This window comes from Brachybacterium sp. Marseille-Q7125, assembly GCF_023062615.1.
GTDB lineage: Bacteria > Actinomycetota > Actinomycetes > Actinomycetales > Dermabacteraceae > Brachybacterium.
This window is the reverse complement of the sequence record NZ_JALLAL010000003.1, coordinates 120532-141363: the sequence shown is the minus strand read 5'-3', so window position 1 is coordinate 141363 and position 20832 is coordinate 120532. Positions and strand designations below refer to the sequence as shown.

17 protein-coding genes are annotated in these 20832 nt (G+C 69.8%); 12 read left to right on the top strand and 5 right to left on the bottom strand.

What is annotated here, in order from left to right; all coding sequences use genetic code 11:
• Positions 1–726: 726 nt before the first annotated feature.
• The 7 genes from MU407_RS02005 (at position 727) to MU407_RS01975 (ending at position 6437) form a co-directional block, all read left to right on the top strand.
• The gene (locus tag MU407_RS02005; protein WP_246954911.1) at positions 727–2205 is read left to right on the top strand and encodes an HNH endonuclease signature motif containing protein; all 1479 of its coding nucleotides are present in this window, start codon (positions 727–729) and stop codon (positions 2203–2205) included.
• A 281-nt stretch (positions 2206–2486) separates the two neighbouring features.
• Entirely contained in the window at positions 2487–2870 is a 384-nt protein-coding gene (locus MU407_RS02000) for a DUF3224 domain-containing protein (protein ID WP_246954910.1), read from the top strand.
• Between the two features lie 35 nt (positions 2871–2905).
• Positions 2906–3388: a pantetheine-phosphate adenylyltransferase gene (coaD, locus tag MU407_RS01995; RefSeq protein WP_246954909.1), complete on the top strand. Its 483-nt coding sequence runs from the start codon at positions 2906–2908 to the stop codon at positions 3386–3388.
• An 84-nt stretch (positions 3389–3472) separates the two neighbouring features.
• On the top strand, positions 3473–4120 hold the full coding sequence (locus MU407_RS01990; protein ID WP_246954908.1) for a YceD family protein: 648 nt from the start codon (positions 3473–3475) through the stop codon (positions 4118–4120).
• Positions 4120–4872 carry a ribonuclease III gene (gene rnc / locus MU407_RS01985; protein ID WP_102237354.1) on the top strand — a complete coding sequence of 251 codons (753 nt, stop codon included), beginning with the start codon at positions 4120–4122 and terminating at the stop codon, positions 4870–4872. The genes MU407_RS01990 and rnc overlap by 1 nt, the downstream gene beginning before the upstream one ends.
• Positions 4873–4875: 3 nt before the next feature.
• On the top strand, positions 4876–5817 hold the full coding sequence (mutM, locus tag MU407_RS01980; protein ID WP_246954907.1) for a bifunctional DNA-formamidopyrimidine glycosylase/DNA-(apurinic or apyrimidinic site) lyase: 942 nt from the start codon (positions 4876–4878) through the stop codon (positions 5815–5817).
• Positions 5814–6437 (top strand): response regulator transcription factor, encoded by a 624-nt coding sequence (locus MU407_RS01975; protein WP_102237352.1) that lies wholly within the window; start codon positions 5814–5816, stop codon positions 6435–6437. The genes mutM and MU407_RS01975 overlap by 4 nt, the downstream gene beginning before the upstream one ends.
• A gap of 31 nt (positions 6438–6468) precedes the next feature.
• Here MU407_RS01975 and MU407_RS01970 read toward each other — a convergent pair whose 3' ends face one another.
• Genes MU407_RS01970 through MU407_RS01950 form a run of 5 tightly spaced genes read right to left on the bottom strand, consistent with a single transcriptional unit; the run spans position 6469 to position 13916 of the window.
• Entirely contained in the window at positions 6469–7608 is a 1140-nt protein-coding gene (locus MU407_RS01970; protein WP_102237351.1) for a histidine kinase, read from the bottom strand.
• Positions 7609–7618: 10 nt separating this feature from the next.
• Positions 7619–9469: an ATP-binding cassette domain-containing protein gene (locus MU407_RS01965; protein WP_246954906.1), complete on the bottom strand. Its 1851-nt coding sequence runs from the start codon at positions 9467–9469 to the stop codon at positions 7619–7621.
• Positions 9466–11235 carry a thiol reductant ABC exporter subunit CydD gene (cydD, locus tag MU407_RS01960; protein WP_246954905.1) on the bottom strand — a complete coding sequence of 590 codons (1770 nt, stop codon included), beginning with the start codon at positions 11233–11235 and terminating at the stop codon, positions 9466–9468. Before cydD ends, MU407_RS01965 begins: the two co-directional genes overlap by 4 nt.
• A 29-nt stretch (positions 11236–11264) precedes the next feature.
• Positions 11265–12338 carry a cytochrome d ubiquinol oxidase subunit II gene (gene cydB / locus MU407_RS01955; RefSeq protein ID WP_246954903.1) on the bottom strand — a complete coding sequence of 358 codons (1074 nt, stop codon included), beginning with the start codon at positions 12336–12338 and terminating at the stop codon, positions 11265–11267.
• A 21-nt stretch (positions 12339–12359) separates the two neighbouring features.
• A complete protein-coding gene (locus tag MU407_RS01950) occupies positions 12360–13916 on the bottom strand; it encodes a cytochrome ubiquinol oxidase subunit I (protein ID WP_246954901.1) in 1557 nt (518 codons plus the stop codon).
• Positions 13917–14264: 348 nt separating this feature from the next.
• Between MU407_RS01950 and MU407_RS01945 the strand changes: the two genes are divergently transcribed.
• The 5 genes from MU407_RS01945 (at position 14265) to proB (ending at position 20794) form a co-directional block, all read left to right on the top strand.
• Complete coding sequence (locus tag MU407_RS01945; protein ID WP_246954899.1) at positions 14265–17120, top strand: Rne/Rng family ribonuclease; 2856 nt, start codon at positions 14265–14267, stop codon at positions 17118–17120.
• Between the two features lie 248 nt (positions 17121–17368).
• On the top strand, positions 17369–17677 hold the full coding sequence (gene rplU, locus MU407_RS01940; RefSeq protein WP_102237346.1) for a 50S ribosomal protein L21: 309 nt from the start codon (positions 17369–17371) through the stop codon (positions 17675–17677).
• 33 nt (positions 17678–17710) lie between these two features.
• Entirely contained in the window at positions 17711–17965 is a 255-nt protein-coding gene (rpmA, locus tag MU407_RS01935; protein ID WP_102237345.1) for a 50S ribosomal protein L27, read from the top strand.
• Between the two features lie 127 nt (positions 17966–18092).
• Positions 18093–19631, top strand: coding sequence for a GTPase ObgE (obgE, locus tag MU407_RS01930; protein WP_246954898.1), 1539 nt, complete (start codon positions 18093–18095; stop codon positions 19629–19631).
• Complete coding sequence (proB, locus tag MU407_RS01925; protein WP_102237343.1) at positions 19628–20794, top strand: glutamate 5-kinase; 1167 nt, start codon at positions 19628–19630, stop codon at positions 20792–20794. The genes obgE and proB overlap by 4 nt, the downstream gene beginning before the upstream one ends.
• Positions 20795–20832 lie beyond the last annotated feature (38 nt).

Genomic DNA, 20832 nt, shown 5'->3' with positions numbered 1-20832 from the left:
GGGGAGGACTGGGCAGTAGCGCGGAGGTGGGGGGCGCTGGCGAGAGCTCAGCGACAGCCCGGGGCGTGGGGAGGTGCTGAGCGACAGCACGCTGCCGGGGCCGAAGAGCTGAATCGACCCGTCAATCTGTGGCGCCCTGGCGGGCTAGTTGAAATGCAGAATTTGCGACGGAGGCGCCCGGTATAGGGCGCATTGGCTCTGCGAAGTCACGCTTTCAAAAGGGTGGTGATGTGTTGGTGAGGGGTGCTTCGTTGCACTATCACACGGGTCCGACAGACGAGGTGCGAGGTGTGGATACGTGTGCAGCCTCTGGGTATAGCTGTGGATGGTGGTCTGTGTCCCGCGGTGAATTCGCCGTGAGGTGTGGAGGGGCGCCGCGACCGTTCCTCCACAGCGGGGGTTTATCCACATTTGCCGTGAGGCCTTCCATGAGTGGGATTTGGATGGGATCATGGAGGTGTTCGGAAAGGCTCGATGTGGCGCTCGGAAAGGGGGTGCGTGATGGGACTCGACGATGTACAGCCGGGCAGTGGTGTGTCGCGGCCGGTGAGCCGCGGCGAGGGGCCAGCGCGTGCCCCGCGTGCGGGTGGGGGCGGGCGCGGGAAGAATGCGGCACCCACTCCCGCTGGCCCGCCGCGCAGGATCATTCGCGGGCGGGGTGCGACGACGCCTGCGATGGCCGCGGTGCGCTCCGGCTCAGAAGCAGACTGCGATGAAGCTCAGTTGATGGTCCGGGTGCAGGAACGCCGCCGTCTCGCCGGCACTCTCTATGCGGAGGAGGTCCGGGACCTGGCGTTGCTGTGGACCGTGGATGATGACCACCCGGGTGAGGCGGATGAGCTGGCGGTCAACTGTCTGATCGCTGCAGCTGGTCTGCGTTCCAAGGTGGGGCGCGCGGAGGGGAAGCTGCGCGACGCCGTCCAGGCCACCCGTGATCTGCCCCTCTGCCTGGATCTCGTCGCAGGTGGGGTGTTGCCGGTGGAGTGGTTCGAGTGGCTGATCCGCTCGACCCGTCGCCTGGAGCCTGAGCAGCGCCGTCAGGTTGATGACCGGGTCGCGGAATGGGACCTCGCCGGGATCGACGTGAACCGCTTCTACCGCGAGCTACGCATGCTCATCGCATGGTTCGGTGCGGGCCTGCAGCAGGAGCATCCCACCCAGCAGCGCAATGTCGAGGTGTTCACCTCCCCCGACATGGACGGCACCGCCTGCCTGCAGGTCACCGGCCCCGTCCCGGAGATCACCGCACTCGGCCACCGACTCGACGCCGCCGCGAGGGCGGTGCAGACCACGCAACGACAGGCGCTGGCGGAGGCTGGCCCCGCCTCGTCGTTGAGCCCCGTCTCTGTTCCGTTCGACGTGTTCGGCACTGTCGCCGAAACCGGCAGGCCGATGAGTCTCGCGGCGCTGCGCTACGCGATCCTGACCCGCACCGCCTTCGGCACCGACGGTATTGAGGTGCCGGAGTCCGGGTTCCGCATCAACGTCACCGTGCCCGTGATGACGCTGCTCGGTCAGTCCGAGGCTCCGGGTGAGGTGGATGGGACGCATCCGATCCCACCCGCCATGGCCCGTGACCTCGTGGTGAACGCCCCGGTGTTCCACCGGGTGCTGACCGATCCCGTGGACGGTTCGTTCCTGCCGCGGGCAGCGAAGACCTATCAGGTCAGTCGGTCGATGCAGGAGCTGCTGCGGCAGATCGACCCGATCTGCGCAGTCCCCGGCTGCAGCACCATCGTCACCACCAGCGGCGAAACCGACCACATCGAAGAATTCGACCACGCTCACCCCGACCGCGGAGGCGCCACCAGCCCGGAGAACCTCCACCGGCTCTGCTACAGCCACCACCGGCTCAAAACCCTCGGGCTCATCGACCCGATCCGCGACCCCAACACCGGAGTGACCACCTGGACCGCCCGAACCCGCGGGCGCAGCCGCCCCTTGACCGAGACCACACGCAACACCGACCTCGTCACCCGCGAGCTCGGCGACCACCTGCGGGTCGTGTGGAACTCCTACCTCGAACGCGAGGAAGACGCCCACCGCCGAGCACGAGGAGAGGCGAGCCGAGACGAGGCGAGCGGATCTGGGGCAGGAAATGACGAGGGCGGTTCGGTGACGGGTGAACCAGGCAGTGACGGAGCATCCGCAGACCCACCCAGCCCCGCTGCCCCACTCTACGATCCCGAGCATCCGCCGTACTGAGAGCACCGCTCCCTACTGGCGGCACCGCTCCCGCTTGCCCACACGCACCTGAACTGCGTGCCCCATGACCGCGACCCCGTCGACCCCATCCACGAACGGCACTCTGACGACCGGCCACCTGCAGTATGCGCGCGGCCGGTCGCCTGAGTACCGTCCGCGGAACCAGCTGGGCGGGCTTGTCCCAGCAGTCCCGCACCGCTCACGCCCCTTGCGCCTCACCTGCATGGCTCTCAGGCTCTGCCCCCTAGCCGACCTCCCGCCTTTCCCGACATACTGGCCGCATGACGACTACGCTGCGCGCCACTTTCACCGTCCAGCTCACTCCCGCCGACCCCATCCCCGGTTCCGCCGCCCGCTTCGATCTCGCCAAGACCTGGAGCGGCGACCTCACCGGCACCTCCCACGGCACTATGACCACCGCCGGAGATCCCGCCACGGGCGATGCCGGGTACGTCGCCACCGAGACCTTCGAGGGCACTATCGCCGGTCGCGTCGGCACCCTGACCTTCCTACAGCTCGGCACCATGGCCGGGGGCGAGCCCCAGCTGAGCTACGTCATCGCCCCCGGATCCGGCACTGGCCAGCTCGTTGGCAAGCTAGGAACTCTCAGCATCGGCGACATCGACGAGGACGGGAACCACGAGGTGACCGTGCAACTCGCCTGAGAGTCGATACGCCGCGCCCGCACTACAGTGGCGGTATGAGCACCGTCGTCCTGCCCGGCTCCTTCGACCCCTTCACCCTGGGGCACTTGGACCTCACCCGACGGGCCGTCGCACTGGGGCACCGCGTGATCATCGCCGTCACCCACAACCCCTCCAAGCAGAGCCTGCTGAGCATCGACGAGCGCACCACCGCCATCGAGCGCACCCTCGCGACGGAGGATCTTGCCGCGCACGCAGAGGTCCGCACCCTGCCGCGCGGCCTGCTCGTGGACTTCTGCCGCGAGGTCGGAGCCGGTGCCGTCGTGCGAGGACTGCGCTCCCAGCTTGACCTCGCCTACGAAGAGCCGATGGTGCGCATGAACCACCACCTCGCGGGCATCGAGACGATCTTCCTGCTCACCGACGCCGCATACGCCCACATCTCATCCTCCCTGGTCCGCGAGGTTCACAGCCTCGGCGGAGACGTGAGCGACCTGCTGCCCGCCGCATCCCTCGATGCGCTGCGCACCCACCCCTGACCCCCATCGGCGACCAGCGCCCCAACTCCCGTCCGCGGGCCAGCGCCTCAGCCTGATCTGCACCCCTTCCCTGAAGGAGACCCGATGACCACCGACACCCCCGCCCCGACCGAACTCGACCAGGCTCTGCGCCTGGACGTCGTCGACCTCGTCGGCCGCGTCGGCACGCACCGCCATGTGGAGCGCTCCGTGCCCGCGCCCGGTGATGAACAGATCGGCAGCCTCGCGATGACCGTCCCCACCGGCACCGACATCACCGTCGAGGCCGAGCTCGAATCCGTGGTCGAAGGCATCTACGTCCACGGCACCGTCAGCAGCCACCTCGAAGGCGAATGCAGCCGCTGCCTGGATCCCGTGGACCAGGACGTCACCGCCCGCATCGGCGAGCTGTTCATGTACCCCGAGAAGGTCCCGGCTGAGGAGCGGGAAGACACCGCCCTGCTCGAGGACGATGAAGCGCCGCTGGGTCCGCTCGTGCGCGACAGCCTCGCCATGGACGCCGAGGAGCGCCCCCTGTGCCGCCCCGATTGCCCGGGTCTGTGCTCCCAGTGCGGTTTCCGCATGGAGGAAGACCCGGAGCACGAGCACGAGGTGATCGACGGCCGCTTCGCCGCCCTCCAGGGCTTCTTCGCCAACTCCGACGACAGCGCCGAGGGCACGGACCCCGAGCCCACTGAGGGCACGGACGCGGTTGACACGAACAGCACCGACCGCCCCGGGCAGGACGCCTGATGGCCCGCCGTCGCCGCGCCACCGAAGCCGCCGACCCCGCGGGGCTGCTCGAGAAGCTTCCGCTGGACGCCGGGCAGGCCGTCGACCTGCGCGAATCCGGGCTGCTGGACCTCGCGCTGATCCACCGCTCCTACTCCTATGAGCACGACGGCATCCCGCATAACGAGCGCCTGGAGTTCCTGGGCGATGCGGTGCTGCAGCTTGCCGTCACCGAGCACCTTTACGCCAGCTACCCCACGCTCACCGAGGGTGAGCTCGCCCGCCGCCGCGCCGCGACCGTCAGCACCCGCGCCCTCGCCGTCGTCGCCAGCCGCCTGGACCTCGGGGCCTACGTCAAGCTCGGCCGCGGCGAGGACCTCACCGGTGGACGCTCCAAACCCTCGATCCTCGCCGACACCACCGAGGCCGTGATCGGCAGCGTCCACCTTGCTCTCGGGCAGGACGTGTCCCGCCGCTTCGTGCTGGATCTGCTGGAGCCGCTGCTGAGCTCCGAAGAGTTCCTGGCCACCGGCTACGACTTCAAGACCCGCCTGCAGGAGATCGCCGCCGCGGAAGGCGGCAGCGTCGTCTACCGCATCAGCGAATCCGGAGCCGAGCACGCCAAGACCTACACCGCCCACGTGAGCATCGAGGGCATCGTCTCCGCCACCGGTGAGGGCGCCTCGAAGAAGGACGCCGAGCTCGCCGCCGCCCAGAACGCCGTGCGCGGCATCCTCGCCGAGCGCGGGGAATCCCTGCTGCCGGGCAGCTGACCCATGCCCGAGCTGCCCGAGGTCGAAGTGGTCCGACGGGGCCTCGTGCCCCGCACCGTCGGCCGCACCGTCACCTCCCTCGAGGTGCTGGATGAGCGGATCATCCGCCGCCAGCGCGGGGGAGTGGACCGACTGCGCGCCGCCGTCGAAGGGCGCCGCCTCGCCGCCGTGGTGCGGCGCGGAAAGTTCCTGTGGTGGCGCCTGCAGGAGGCCGATGGGGCCGAAACCGGTGAAGCGCTGATGGGCCACCTGGGCATGAGCGGCCAGCTGCGCATCACCACTGCCGCGCATGACGCCGCCCAGGAGCTGCGCCACCGTCGGCTCTCAATGCATCTGGACGACGGTGCCCGCATCGACCTGGTGGATCAGCGGCTGTTCGGCGGGCTGTGGGCCACCGATCTCGCACCCACTGCCGATGGCCGACCAGCCGCTGCGGACAGCCCCGATGACCTGCTGCCCGTGGACCTCGCGCATGTGGCCCGCGATCTGCTGGACCCCGCTGCGGATCTGCCCGCGATCGCCCGCGAGCTGCGTCGGCGCCGCGCCGGCATCAAGTCCCTGCTGCTCGCCCAGGAGATCGTGTCCGGCATAGGTAACATCTACGCCGATGAAGCGCTGTGGAGCGCCCGCACCCGCCACGACACCCCCGGTGCGGCCCTCACGCAGCGGCGCGCGCTGAACATCCTGCGTGCTGCGGCGGAGGTCATGGAACGGGCCCTGGCCGTGGGCGGCACCAGCTTCGATGCCCTCTACGTGAACGTCGACGGGCGCAGTGGCTACTTCGCCCGCTCGCTGTCTGCGTACGGCCGGGAGGGGCAGCCGTGCCTGCGGTGCGGTAGATTGCTGCGACGAGTCTTCCACCAGGGGCGTTCCTCGCACTTCTGCCCCCGGTGCCAACCCCGACGGGCCCTTTCCCCCGCGAACTTCAGGAAGGACGCTTCGTGACAGCGACCGATACTCCCGGACCGATCCGCGTCATGTTGGTGGATGACCACGAAGTGGTCCGACGTGGCATTGTCACGGCCATCGAGTCCAGTCCCGCGCTCCGTGTCATCGGGGAGGCATCCTCGGTCGCCGAGGCGCGGCGTCGTCTGCCCGCCATCCGCCCCGATGTGCTGGTGGTGGATCTGCAGCTGCCGGACGGCACCGGAATCGACGTCATGGATGCGGCCCGGGATCTCAACCCTGAGCAGACGATGCTGGTGCTCACGAGCTTCGATGACGATGCGGCGCTGCGGGAGTCCCGCGCCGCCGGTGCGGCGGGGCTGATGCTCAAGTCCGCCCGCTCGCAGGAGATCGTCGAGTCCATCTGCGCCGTCCATGAGGGCCGCACGGTGTGGCCCGCCGACCGTGGTGATGAGGGACCGGAGCTGTCCGCCTCGGATCAGCGGATCGTCGAGCTCATCGGCGATGGGCACTCCAATCGCGAGATCGCCGAGAACCTCGGCATCGCCGAGAAGACCGTGAAGAACCGCGTGACCGTGATCCTGCAGGCCCTGGGCATGCAGCGCCGCACCCAGGTGGCGGCGATGGTTGCGGCACGGCGCCGCGCTGGCTGGAAGTGAGCTGACGCGCCGACCAGAGCCGACGCGCTGATCACTCCACCGGCAGCGTGACTCGCCAGGAGATCATCGTGCCCGGTTCGAGGTTGATCGCATCGACCCACCCGGAGTGACGCCGCGCTCGGGAGGACATGTTCGCCAGCCCGCTGCGGCGACGCACCGTGGGGTCGATCCCGCGGCCGTTGTCCGAGACGTTCACCTGCACCACCCGGTCCACGCCCTCGGAGAACACGCTCACCGACACCGCGACGGCGCTGGCATGCGCGTGCCGGGCAGCGTTGGCAAGACACTCACGCACCACGGCCACGACGTCCTCCGCGATCTCCGGCGGGATCTCCGCGTCCATGTGCGCCGAATCCTGCGGTAGTCGCAGCGAGGGCACGAAGCCGAGGCCCGCGGTGGCGAGCCCCACTTCGTGGCGCAGCTGTTCGGACAGCGTCGCCTCCAGTCGCTCGCGGCGCAGCGACTGCACGATCTGGCGGATCTGCGCGACCGCGTTCTCGACCCCCTGCACCGAGGTCTTCACCGACGTGCGAATCCGCGTGTTCGTGGGCGGCTCCTCGGGGGAGCCCAGATCGTCCACCAGGCTCTCGAGCTCCATGCCGACGGCGAACAGCTCCTGGATCGCAAGGTCGTGCAGGTCCCGGGCGATCCGGGAGCGCTCATCGTCTACCTGGGCCGACGCCCCCAGGGTGGGCAGGCGCAGCGTCAGGCCGATCAGGCCCGCCAGGGCGTCCAGACGCTCGCGGCAGAGCGCATCGAACGGCTCGGCATCCTGGGCGCGCAGGGCGGTCAGCAGACCGATGCCCTGCTCGCCCGCGTCGATCACGGCGATGAGCACCCGGCAGGTCTCCTCACCGATGGTGAGCGTCTCCACGGCCTCGAGTGCCGCAACATCCTCATCGCGCAGCCCCCGCCCGATCGCGGAGGTGGCGGGCACCTGCTCACCGAGCAGCTGAGCGGCATCGGGCCCATCCACCATCTCCACGCCCCAGCGGGACGGCTCGAGCGGCGTCAGCAGGAGAGCACTGCGAGCATCCAGATCGCTGCGGGCCGAGCGGACCAGCAGCTCCAGCAGGTCCTCGCTCTCCCCGCCGGCGAGCACGGCGGCGCACAGGTCCTGCAGGCGGGCTCGCGCACCGGTGGCCGGGGCGGCGGCAATCGTCGTGGTCATCGGGCGTCCTCTAGGCAAGATGGGGCAGCGCGGCGAGGTCCAGCACCGCCGTGCCCGGCGGGATTGCCTCCACGCGATGCGTGACGACCACCACGGTAGCGGCGGCGGGGAGCAGCGGATCGGACGAAGGGCCCAGCAGACGACCCAGCAGCGCATCACCGAGCTCGGGATCCAGATGCTCGGTGGGCTCATCCAGCAGCGTGATGGGCGCAGAGCGCACCACGGCGCGGGCCAGCAGCAGGCGCCGACGTTCCCCGCCGGAGACCGTCGTCCCGTCGGGCCCCAGCACCGTGGCAAGACCCTCCGGCAGCTGCTCCACCCACGTACCGAGCCCCACAGCCTCAAGAGCCGCGGCGATCTCGGCGTCGGTCACATCACCGCGGGCCACCCGCACGTTCTCCGCCACCGTGGTGGCGAAGACATGGGCGTCCTCGGCGAACATGACGATCCGGCGGCGCTGCTCTGTGGGGGAGAGGTCTGCGAGATCGGCGTCATCGAGCGTGACCTCGCCCTGCAGCGGACGCAGCAGACCCGCCAGGGTGGCCAGTAGCGTGGACTTGCCCGCTCCGGAGGGGCCGATGATTGCCAGGCGCCCCCCGGGCGGCAGATCCAGCTCGAGGTTCTCGACGCGTGGGGCATCGGGCGCCCATCCGGCGGTGAGATGCCGGGCGCGCAGGTGCGGGGTAGGCAGCGGCTCAGCGCTCACTGCACCTGCAGGATGACCGTCGCTGTTGTCCGCGTCTGCTCGCAGCGGTGTCGCGGCGGTTTCCAGATCCTGGTCCTCGACGTCCTGCCCGCGCTCCCCGATGCCGCCGGCCGTGTAGTCCTGCCAGGTGGCGCGCACCAGGCTGCTCGTGAAGCCCCGGGAGGCCGCGCGGCGCTCCGCCTCACTGGTGACGGCCCGCGGGTCGGGCGTCCCGGCGGTGGCGACCAGACGACGGGCAGCGGCGCGGGAGCGCGCCAGCTGCGAGGCGGCGGCGGGCAGGTTCTGCGCCGCCTCATAGGAGGACAGCGGAAGCAGCAGCAGGATGCCGATCAGCCCGGCCGGGTGGATGCCCTGCGTCCACAGCGGTCCGGCGGCCAGCACCGAGGACAGCAGGGCGGGGATCATCACCAGCGGCACCGTTCCCGCGGCGAGGGCCGACGGGAGGGCAGCGCGGTCCATCGCCGCGTCATGCGCGCACTGCTGTGCGTGAAGCTCCGCGAGAGTGCTCTCGAGCCGACCCTGGACGCGCAGCACGGACACATCGTCCACCGTGTCCAGGGCTTGCGCGGTCACCTGGGTGCGATGCTCCACGACAGCGTCCTCCGCGAGCGCCGCAGCACGCAGCGCCGCCACCGGCGCGAGCACCCCGGCGACCACGAGGGACGCCAGCATCGCGAGCGCCGCGATCCAGGAGATCGGCAGCAGCGTGATCGTCACGATGAGGGTCATCACCACGCTCACGAGTGCGGGGACCACGGCGTTGATGATGTGGTTGGCGATCTCCTGCGCATCATCGCCCAGGCGTGCCAGCAGGTCCCCGCGGCGCAGGCGCGAGATCGCATCGCCATCCCGGCGAGCCAGCGCCGTGAACAGCCCGGTGCGCAGCGAGACCACGCCGCGCAATGCGACGTCATGGGACAGCATGCGGTCCAGCCAGCGGAACGCGCCGCGGGAGACGCCGAGCGCCCGCACCGCGACCGTCGCCACCGTCAGATCCAGCACCGGCGGGCGGGTCCACGCGGTGGTCACCAGCCACGCGGAGACGGCGGCCAGGGCGAAGCTCGCCGCGAGGGTCGCGACGGCCGCGCCGACGGCGGCCAGCAGGCGGGAGCGCGGGATCTCCATCGCGCTCATGACGGCGGCGAGCGGGCTCATCGGGACACCTCCTCGGCAGCAGCGGCGGTGCGCACCTCGATCACCGCATCGGCGAGTTCCACGAGGGACTCGCGATGGGCGGCCAGCACGATGGTGCGGCCCTGGGCGCGCAGGGTGTGCAGCAGCTCGATCACGAGGTCCTCCGTGCCGCCGTCGAGGTGTGCGGTGGGCTCATCGAGCACCACGAGCGGCGCCTCGGACAGCAGCGCCCGGGTGAGCGCCGCCCGCTGGCGTTCGCCCAGCGACAGCCCCTGCCCGCCCCGGCCCAGCTGCGCCTCCCAGCCGCGTTCGGCGATCACCTGATCCAGGCCCGTGCGGGCCGCCGCCGCGGCGAGCTCCTCCTCGCTCGCCGCTGGCCGGACCTCGAGCAGCAGCTCACGCAGAGTACCGGGCCGCAGCACCGGACGCTGCGGCAGCCAGATCACCTGATCCCAGAAGGAGCGGCGCTCCACCTCGGCGATCGGCAGCTCGGTGCCGTCTGCTGCGCGCAGGGCCACGCTGCCGTGATCGGGGGGAAGCAGCCCCAGCAGGACCTGCTGCAGCGTCGTCTTCCCGGAGCCGCTGGGCCCGGCGAGGACGGTGATCTGCCCAGGCCGGATCTGACCGGAGATGCGGTGCGGGGCCCAGCCGGAGCGGGAGCGGACGCTCACCTCCTGCAGTGCGATGGTGACCTGGTGCAGGTCCGGGGCGGGCACGGTCCCGTCGGCCATCCCCTCCTCCTCGAGCACCGCGAAGGCGGCGTTGACCGCCGCGAGCCCGTCGGTGGAGGAGTGGTACTGCTGGCCCACCTGCCGCAGCGGCAGATACACCTCCGGGGCGAGCACCAGCACCGCGAGCGCCGGGCCGATCTCCATCTCGCCGAACACCAGGCGCAGGCCGATGTGCACCGCGATCAGCGCAACCGACAGCGTGGCCAGGAACTCCAGCATGAAGGAGGACAGGAAGGCGTAGCGCAGCGATCCCATGGTCGAGCCACGATGGCGTTCGCCGAGCCGGTGAATGATCCGCTCGGGTCCGCGTTCGCGCCCCAAAGCCTTCAGCGTGGGCAGGCCCTCCACGAGGTCCAGCATCTGCGCCCACAGGGTGCGCATATCCGCGAGCAGTCGCTCGGAGCGGCCCAGCGTCATCTTCCCCACCAGGATCATGAAGATCGGGATCAGCGGCAGAGTCACCAGGGCGATCAGCGCCGAATCGAGATCCAGCAGCACCAGGGCGACGAGGACCAGGGGAGTGGCGGTGCAGGTGAGCAGGAGCTTGGGGACATACCCCACCAGGTAGGGGCGGAGATTCTCAATGCCCGTGGTCGCCAGCGTCGTCACATCCGCGCCGCGGCCCGCCCCGGCGCGAGGGCCCAGGCGTGCGGTGTGCGCGACCACGTCCGTGCGCAGCTGCGCGATCGCCGCGGTCGCCGCGCGGTGCGCCGTGCGCTGCTCGATGATCACCGCACCGGCGCGCACCAGCAGGGCGAGTACGACAGCAGCCAGCAGGCCCGGCAGCGCCTGCGGGGCCACCGCGTCGCTCAGCAGAGCCCCACCGATCCCGCCGAGCGCGAGGGCGGTGACGATGATCGCCGCGGCCTGCACCACGCCCAGCAGCGCCGTGCGCACCACATGGGAGCGGGCGGCCCGAACATGGCGCAGCAGCCGTGGATCCAAAGGCGCACGCGAGGCGCGGGACGTCCGCGGCGCCGAGGAGGGAGAGGACGACGGAGCGCCCGGGGAGCCGCCGGTTGGCGGCACGCCCGGGCGCTCAGTGGAGGTGGTCATGAAGCGATCATCGCAGGATCACCTGAGGATCACTCCTGCTCGAAGGCCGCCCGGTAGGCGCCGGCGATGCGCGCCTTGGGGCCCTGGCCCTCGCGCTCATCCGGTTCGCCGACGGTCAGACGGTGGCTGAACACCTTGTAGCCCCAGGCCTGGTAGAACAGCACGATCGGCAGGAACAGCACCACGAAGATCGCCATCAGCAGCAGCGTGTGCTCAGTCGAGGCGGAGCCCGCGATGGTCAGCGAGTTCGCCGAATCGTTCGTGGCCGGCAGCACGTTCGGGAACAGGCCGCCGAACATCTGCGCAGCCGCGGCGATGATCGCCACGGTGGTGGCCAGGAAGGACATGCCCTCCCGGCGAGCCTTGTTCGTGAAGATCACCGCGACCAGGGCCAGCGCTGCGATGAGCAGCGGGATCCAGGTCAGCCAGGTGTTGGAGTGCGCCAGCTGGTTCCAGATCAGGAAGATCGCGCCCAGCACGATCACCGGGTAGATCATCCAGGAGGCCTGCTTGTTGGCATCCTCGCGCAGCTCACCGGTGGTGCGCAGCGCCAGGTAGTGGGTTCCGTGCAGCCAGAACAGGCCCACGAACACCAGGCCGCCCAGCAACCCGAAGGGGTTCAGCAGCCCGATCAGGTTCGTGGTGATCCACGCGTTGTCGTCGATCTGGACGCCGCGCACGATGTTCGCGAAGGCCACGCCCCACAGCAGTGCCGGCACGAAACCGGAGATGATGTGGATGATGTCCCAGCCCTTGTGCCAGGCCGCGGAGTCCCGCTTCTCCCGCCACTTGAAGGCGCACACGCGCAGGATCAGCACCAGCAGCAGAAGCAGCAGCGCGAGGTAGAAGCCGGAGAACAGGGTGGCGTACCACTCGGGGAACGCCGCGAAGATGCCGGCTCCGCCCACGAGCACCCACACCTGGTTGCCGTCCCAGATCGGGCCGATGGTCTTGAGCATGGTGCGGTTGCGCTCGGGGTCGCCCTTGCCGAGGGTGGCGAGGTTCATCTCGACGCCGAAGTCGAAGCCCTCGAGCACGAAGTACCCGGCGAACAGGACCGCGATGAGAGCGAACCAGAGGCCCTGGAGGAAAGTGATGTCCATGATGGGGAATCCTCAGCTCTCTCAGTATCCGAAGGAGATGGTCGGGGTGTCGAGCTTCTGCGACTCCTCGCGCTTCCGGGGCAGCGGAATGCCCTTCAGCGCGGCCTTGCGCATGAGCTCGAACCAGATGACGGCGAGCACGCCGTAGATCAGCGTGAAGGCGATCAGCGACACCAGCACCACCATGGGCTCGTGGTTGGACACGCCCTGCACGGTCATCAGGCGCACCGTCGGGTCATCGGGATTGGGGTGGACCACCCAGGGCTGGCGGCCCATTTCGGTGAACACCCAGCCGGCGGCGTTGGCCAGGAACGGCATCGGGATCGCGAGGACCGCGAACCACTTGAAGGCCTTCGAGCCGGTGGTGCGGGCCTGATCGCCCTTGCCGCGGGTCACCCAGAACGCCCACACGGCGAGGATCGCGCTGAACACGGCCAGACCGATCATGAGGCGGAAGGACCAGTAGGTGACGAACAGGTTGGGGCGGTAGTCCGCCTCCACCTCGTTGCCGTAGATGTCCGTGACGGTCTCACCGAACTCGGCCTTGTACTGCGCCTGCAGGTCCTCGACGCCCTGCAGAGTGGCATTCGGGTCGTTCGTGGCCAGAATCGAGGTGACGTAGGGGACCTCGATGAGGTGGGTGACACCGTCGCAGTCGGTGGCGAAGGCATCGGGGCCGCCGACGGTCAGGATCGAGAAGGCCGCGCCCTCGGTCGTCTCGCACAGCGCCTCCGCGGAGGCCATCTTCATCGGCTGCTGCTGGAACATGATCTTGGCCTGCAGGTCACCGGTGACGACCAGGCCGATCCCGCTGATCACCATCATCAGCACGCCGAAGCGCAGCACGGGCCGGAAGATGGTCTGCGCCAGCGTGCGGTGCTGAGCCCCCTCTGCGCTGTCCACGCCCAGCTCCCGGGCGGTGTTATGGTGCTTGACCAGGTGCCAGGCGGCCACGCCCACCACGAAGGCGGCGGCGGTCAGCCAGGCGCCGAAGATCACGTGCGGGAAGGCCGCGAGTGTGGTCACGTTGGTGAGCACCGACCACAGGGAGCCCTGCCCGGGATCCATCTCCGCGCGGCCCGTCTCCGGGTTGAACACGGCGCCGACCGGGTGCTGCATGAAGCTGTTCGCGGCGATGATGAAATACGCCGAGAGCATGGTGCCGATCGCGACCATCCAGATCGTCATCAGGTGGAGCTTCTCGTTCATCCGGTTCCAGCCGAAGATCCACAGCCCCAGGAACACCGACTCGAGGAAGAAGGCCAGCAGGCCCTCGAGCGCGAGGGGCGCGCCGAAGATGTCTCCCACGTACCGGGAGTACTCCGACCAGTTCATGCCGAACTGGAACTCCTGGACGATGCCGGTGGCGATGCCGATGCCGAAGTTGATGATCAGCATGCCGCCGAAGAACTTCGTCAGGCGGGTCCAGGCGTCCTTGGTGACCGCATCTTTGCTGCGCACCGCCTTGGTGTGCATGATCGCGACCAGGAACGACAGCCCGATGGTCAACGGCACGAAGATGAAGTGGTACACGGTGGTGATGCCGAACTGCCACCGTGCGATATCGAGGGCTTCCATGCTTCCTCCCAAGGACGACACACGCTGTCACAAAAGTTAGGCGCTGCGGGGGCCCGCTTGCGGGACCATCGTCCTTCCTGCCGGTGCGTCGCGCCAGCCGCCTCGCCGGAGCCCTGTGCCATACTGGCCCAGGCACTCCTTCGCCCCGTACCGGGTGGAGGAACCTCCCGGCGTCAGGACGGGGGAGCACCGGCCACGCGGCAGACCGCGACCGATGTGCTCGAAGCGTCCGGCATCGCTGCGCTTCACAGGTGGAGCTGCGCGACGGAGAGGGCTTGAGACTTCCGTCCCCAGGGACGATGACCACGAAGGGCCAGGGTGCGCTGGTCCCTCGAAGGAGACGGCCGCATGGCTGACAGCACCCATACTTCCCTCGAACCGCAGGACGAATCCGGCGCATCGGCCACCCCGGAGACGTCTACCCCGGAGACCGCAGAGGCGTCGAAGGCGCCTGTGAGCGCGCCCCGTCGGCGTCGCCGCGCGGGCTCCCCCGCCGGAGCGCCCGCTTTCACTCCGCCCACGATCGAGCCGGAGGTCTCCTCGGCGCCGCGCACCATCGTGGCCCCGCAGTCCCAGGAGCCGATCGAACCGGCCCCCGCGCCCGCCCGGCGCCGTCGGCGTGCCGGCGCTCCCGCCGGGGCGCCCGTTGTGCCCGCGAGCGAGCCCGTGACCGAGCAGACCGCCGCCGAGGCCGACGAGGAGACGGCAGCAGAGCCGGCGGAGCCTGAACAGCCCGAGCAGCAGGCATCGGCACCTTCCACCGTTGCCGATGATCTGCGTGCCCTCGCCTCATCCCGGCCCGCCGCGGACACTGCGGACGCCGAGGATGAGCAGGACGAGGATCGCGCCCGGCGTCGCGAGCAGGTCCAGATGGACTTCGCCTCCCTGCTGTTCCAGGCCCCTACCCCGCAGCCCCGCACCACGGTCGGCCCGCAGGATGCCCCCGTGGGCAGCGCGGACCTTTCCTTTGCGGCGGCCCAGGCGCCCGAGAACGCTGATACCGACGATGAGGATCACGCGGAGACGGACGATGCGCGCCCCGCGCGTCGGCGCCGTCGCTCCTCGCAGCGCTCCCAGGGCTCCGCGGACAGCACGGACGATCAGAACGGGCAGGATCAGCAGAGCGCCTCTGAGGGGGACTCCGATGCCCAGGGTTCCGATGGCGGTGATGACTCCTCCGGCAGTGAGGACTCCTCGAGCTCTGAGCGCTCCGGCTCCTCGCGTCGGCGCCGCCGCCGCGGCGGGCGCGGCCGTCGCGGCCGCGGGCGCAGCGATGACGACTCCTCGACCTCCGAGAACTCCTCCGAGCAGGGGCAGGAGACGGGCGATGACCAGGACGACTCCGGGGATGACTCCGGCAGCGGTCACAGCGGCTCCTCTGGCTCCTCCTCGAGCTCCCGTCGACGTCGGCGTCGCCGCCGCTCCGGCAGCGGCTCCGATGAGACATCCCCGGATGATCCGCCGAACACCGTGGTCAAGGTGCGGGAGGCCCGTGATGAGGTGAAGGCCGTCAAGGGCTCCACGCGTCTGGAGGCCAAGCGCCAGCGCCGCCGTGAGGGTCGGGATGCCGGACGGCGCCGCAGCGTCATCACCGAGGCCGAGTTCCTGGCCCGCCGCGAATCCGTCAAGCGCTCCATGGTGGTGCGTGAGCGCCCCGGCCGCACTCAGATCGCCGTGCTCGAGGACGACGTCCTGGTCGAGCACTACGTCGCCCAGAAGTCCCAGACCTCCATGGTGGGCAATGTCTACTTGGGCAAGGTGCAGAACGTGCTGCCGTCCATGGAGGCCGCCTTCGTGGACATCGGCAAGGGTCGCAACGCCGTGCTGTACGCCGGCGAGGTCAACTGGGATGCCGCTGGGCTGGACGGCCAACCGCGCCGCATCGAGCTCGCGCTCAAGAGCGGCGACTCCGTGCTGGTGCAGGTCACCAAGGACCCCATCGGCCATAAGGGCGCCCGGCTCACCAGCCAGATCTCCCTGCCTGGCCGTTACCTCGTGTTCGTGCCCGGCGGATCCATGACCGGCATCTCCCGCAAGCTGCCGGACACCGAGCGGGCCCGGCTGAAGAAGATCATGCGTCAGATCATCCCTGATGAGGCGGGCGTGATCGTGCGCACCGCCGCCGAGGGAGCGAGCGAGGAGGAGCTCACCCACGACGTCGAGCGCCTGCGCGCCCAGTGGGAGAAGATCACCAAGAAGCAGAAGTCGAAGTCGGCGCCGGTGGCCCTCTCGCAGGAGCCGGACATCGCCATCAAGGTGGTGCGCGACGTCTTCAACGAGGACTTCACCTCCCTGATCGTCGAGGGTGAGAAGGTCCACCAGGACGTGCACGAGTACGTCTCCGATGTGGCGCCGGATCTGCTCGAGCGCGTCACCCGCCATGTCGGCGAGAAGGACGTCTTCGCCAAGCACCGCATCGATGAGCAGCTGCTGAAGGCCATGGATCGCAAGGTCTACCTGCCCTCCGGCGGCTCCCTCGTGATCGACCGCACCGAGGCGATGACCGTCGTGGACGTCAACACCGGCAAGTTCATCGGCTCCGGCGGTTCCCTCGAGGAGACGGTCACCAAGAACAACCTCGAAGCGGCTGAGGAGATCGTGCGCCAGCTGCGGCTGCGCGATATCGGCGGCATCATCGTCATCGACTTCATCGACATGGTGCTCGAGTCCAACCGGGACCTCGTGCTGCGCCGCCTCGTGGAGTGCCTGGGCCGAGACCGCACCAAGCATCAGGTCGCCGAGGTGACCTCGCTGGGTCTGGTGCAGATGACCCGCAAGCGCGTGGGGCAGGGCCTGGTGGAGACCTTCTCCCACTCCTGCGAGGCCTGCCACGGCCGCGGCATGATCATCGATGTCGACGGCGAGCAGCCCCAGTCCTCCGGGCACGATGGCGAGGGGCAGCGCTCCTCGCGCCGACGGGGCCGACGCGGCCGTGGCGGCAAGGAGGAGACGGACACGTCGAGCGAGGAGACTTCCTCAGATGTGCACCGCCTCGAGGACGACGCCGACTCCCGCGCCCTCGCCCGTGCCACGATCGCCTCGATCGCTGCGGCCTCGAGCGGTCAGCAGCCGCCTGAGGTGGTGGTCGACGGCCAGGTCGTGACCGTCGCGGAGGGTGAGAAGGTGAAAGCCTCGGACAGCCCGAAGGACGCTTCCACGGATGCCTCCACGGACGCTCCCACCGAGAAGCCGTCCGACGGGTGACGTGTTCCACAGGGTGTGACCGCGTTCTCGCAGGTCGGACCGTGTCCGATGGTTGACCGGCACATTCTCGGGCCGTAAGCTATCCCTCGGCGCGAAACGCGTCGATAGTCGTGCTCGGCGGTGGACGCCGCGCGACCGCACCTCCCTCCCGGGCCTGCCCGGGACCGGTCGACGGTCGCAGGTCCGCGGTGAGACTCCCCAGACGTACGGCGCCCGAGCAATTCCGATTCACAAGATGGAGCAGTGACGTGGTGTACGCAATCGTCCGCGCAGGCGGTCGTCAGGAGAAGGTGTCGGTGGGCGACACCATCGTGATCAACCGCGTGGCCGGCGAGGCGGGCGACAGCATCGAGCTCGCTCCCGTGCTGCTGGTCGACGGTGACAAGGTCACCTCCGCCCAGAAGGACCTCGCGAAGGTCAAGGTCACCGCCGAGAAGGTCGAGGACCTCCGCGGCGACAAGATCCGCATCCTCCGCTACAAGAACAAGACCGGGTACAAGAAGCGCCAGGGCCACCGCCAGGAGCTCACCCGCCTGAAGATCACCGGCATCGCCTGAGCGATCCCCGACAGCGATAAGGACTGATTCGACATGGCATCCAAGAAGGGCGTCAGCTCCTCCAAGAACGGCCGCGACTCCAACGCTCAGCGCCTCGGTGTGAAGCGCTTCGGCGGCCAGGTCGTCGGCGCCGGCGAGATCCTCGTGCGCCAGCGGGGCACCAAGATCCACGCCGGTGACGGTGTGGGCCGCGGCAGCGACGACACCCTGTTCGCGCTCACCGCGGGCACCGTGGAGTTCGGCCGCAAGCGCGACCGTCGCGTGGTCTCCGTCGTCGAGACCGTCTGATCCTGCGCCCCGGAGTACGGGGCACCCTGTCCTGCGAGGGGCGGAGCCGAACGCGCTCCGCCCCTCGTCGGCATCTATCCTCGCTCTGCTGGACCGCCCGGCACCTGAGAGAAACTCGGAGGCACCCATGGCCACCTTCGTCGACCGCGTCCGCCTGCAGGTCATCGGCGGCTCCGGGGGCAACGGCGCCGCGTCCATCCGTCGGGAGAAGTTCAAGCCGCTGGCCGGGCCCGATGGGGCCAACGGCGGTCGCGGCGGTGACGTGATCCTCGAGGTCGACGCCTCCACCACGACGCTGCTCGAGTACCACCACAAGCCGCATCAGCGTGCCACGAGCGGCGGCTTCGGCAAAGGGGACCTGCGCCACGGCGCCCGCGGCGCGGATCTCGTGCTGCCGGTCCCGGACGGCACCGTCGTCACCACCGAGGACGGCACCGTGCTCGCGGACATGATCGGCATCGGCACCCGCTACGTCGCCGCCCGCGGAGGCAACGGCGGGCTCGGCAATGCGGCGCTGGCCTCCGTCAAGCGCAAGGCCCCCGGCTTCGCCCTGCTCGGCGAGCCCGGCCAGGAGCGCACCCTCGTCCTCGAGCTCAAGTCCGTGGCGGACGTCGCCCTGGTCGGCTACCCCTCCGCCGGGAAATCCTCCCTCATCGCTGCGATGAGCGCCGCGCGTCCGAAGATCGCCGACTACCCCTTCACCACCCTCGTGCCGAACCTCGGCGTGGTCGAGGCTGGGCAGTACCGGTACACCGTCGCCGATGTGCCGGGGCTGATCCCCGGGGCCAGCCAGGGCAAGGGCCTGGGCCTGGATTTCCTGCGCCACATCGAACGCTGCCACGTGATCGTGCATGTGCTCGACGCGGCGGCGCTCGAATCCGAGCGTGATCCGGTGAGTGACCTCGAGACCATCGAAGCGGAGCTCGCCGCCTACGCCGCGAGCCTGGACGAGGAGACCGAGGGCCGCATCCCGCTCATGGAGCGCCCCACCGTCATCGTGCTGAACAAGACCGATCTGCCGGACGGCGTGGACATGGCCGATATGGTCCGTGACCGCCTGGGGGAGCGGGACGTGCCGGTGCTGGACGTCTCCGCGGTCAGCCACAAGGGCCTGCGGGAGCTGTCCTTCGTGCTCGGCGAGCTCGTGGAGGAGGCCCGCCAGGCGCTGCCCGCCCCTGACGCGGCCCCCATCGTCATCACCCCCGCGGCGGAGGATGAGAAGGGCTTTTGCGTGGTCACCGAGCAGTACGACGGTGAGACCGCCTACCGGGTTCAGGGTGATAAGCCCGAGCGCTGGGTGCGTCAGACCGACTTCGCCAACGATGAGGCCGTCGGCTACCTCGCCGATCGGCTCGCGCGGCTCGGCGTGGAGGATGAGCTGTATGCCGCGGGCGCGGTCGCCGGATCGACCGTGCTCATCGGCCCCGGGGAGGACGCCGTGGTGTTCGACTGGGAGCCGACGATGGTGGGCGGCGCCGAGCTGCTCGGCGCCCGTGGCACCGATCAGCGGCTCGAGGAGCGCCACCGCCCCACCCGCGAGGAGAAGCGCGAGCAGCAGCGCGCCCGCACCGCCGCGCGCATGGATCGTCTGGCCGCGATGGAGGCCGAGCGTCAGGCCGGTTACTGGACCGATCCCGCCGACGATGGGGACGGGCGGCGCGTATGAGCAGCGCACCGCACGCTGGTCACTCCTCCGATCTGCGCCAACCGGCCCGCATCACCGACCGTGCGGAGCTTGACCGGGCCGGCCGTGTGGTGGTGAAGATCGGCTCCTCGAGCCTCACCGACGGCCGCGGCCATCTCGAATCACAGCAGCTCGCCTCGATCGCCGAGGTCGCTGCGGGTCTGCGCGCCCGCGGCACCGAGGTCGTGCTGGTCTCCTCCGGCGCGATCGCCGCGGCGCTCGGACCGCTCGGCTTGGCGCAGCGCCCCACCGATGTGTCCCTGCAGCAGGCGGCCGCGAGCGTCGGCCAGGCCCTGCTGGCCACCGCCTGGCAGAGCGCGTTTTCCGCCCACGACCTGATCACCGGGCAGGTGCTGCTCACCGAGACCGATGTGGTGCGCCGCGAGACCTACCGCACCGTGCGCAGCGCCCTCGAATCGCTGCTGAGCCTCGGCACCGTGCCGGTGATCAACGAGAACGACACCACCGCGACCCACGAGATCCGCTTCGGGGACAATGACCGCCTGGCCGCCCTGGTCGCCCAGCTGCTCGGCGCCGATGCGCTGATCCTGCTGACCGACGTCGATGCCCTCTACACGGCGCCGCCCCGGGAGCCCGGCGCGCAGCGCATCGCGGAGGTGCCCGATGTGTCACGCCTCGAGGGTGTGAGCATCGGCGAGGTCGGGTCAGCCGTCGGCACCGGCGGGATGGTCACCAAGCTCTCCGCCGCGCAGCTCGCATCCACCACCGGCACCGCCGCCGTGATGACCTCCGCGGCGAATTTCCCCCGGCTCATCGCAGGGGAGGACGTCGGTACCTTCTTCCCTGCGCATCAGGGACGGCGCCGCTCCCGCCTGGTGTGGCTGCGCTTCGCCACCCGCGGCGCGGGGACCCTGCACCTGGATGCGGGCGCGGCGGAGGCCGTGCGCACGCGTCGGCGTTCGCTGCTGGCCGTCGGCGTCACCACCGTCACCGGCGACTTCCCGGCCGGGGTGCCGGTGGATGTCGCCGGGCCCGACGGGGCCGTGATCGCCCGGGGTCTGACGGGATACAGCAGCGAAGAGCTGCGCGCAATGGCCGGGCGCGGCACCGCCCGCACCAGCCAGGAGCTGGGGGAGCGGTACCGTCGCCCGGCCATCCACCGCGATCAGATGGTGGTGCTGTGAACGCGGTCAGGTCCTGAACGACAGGTACTGAACGGCAG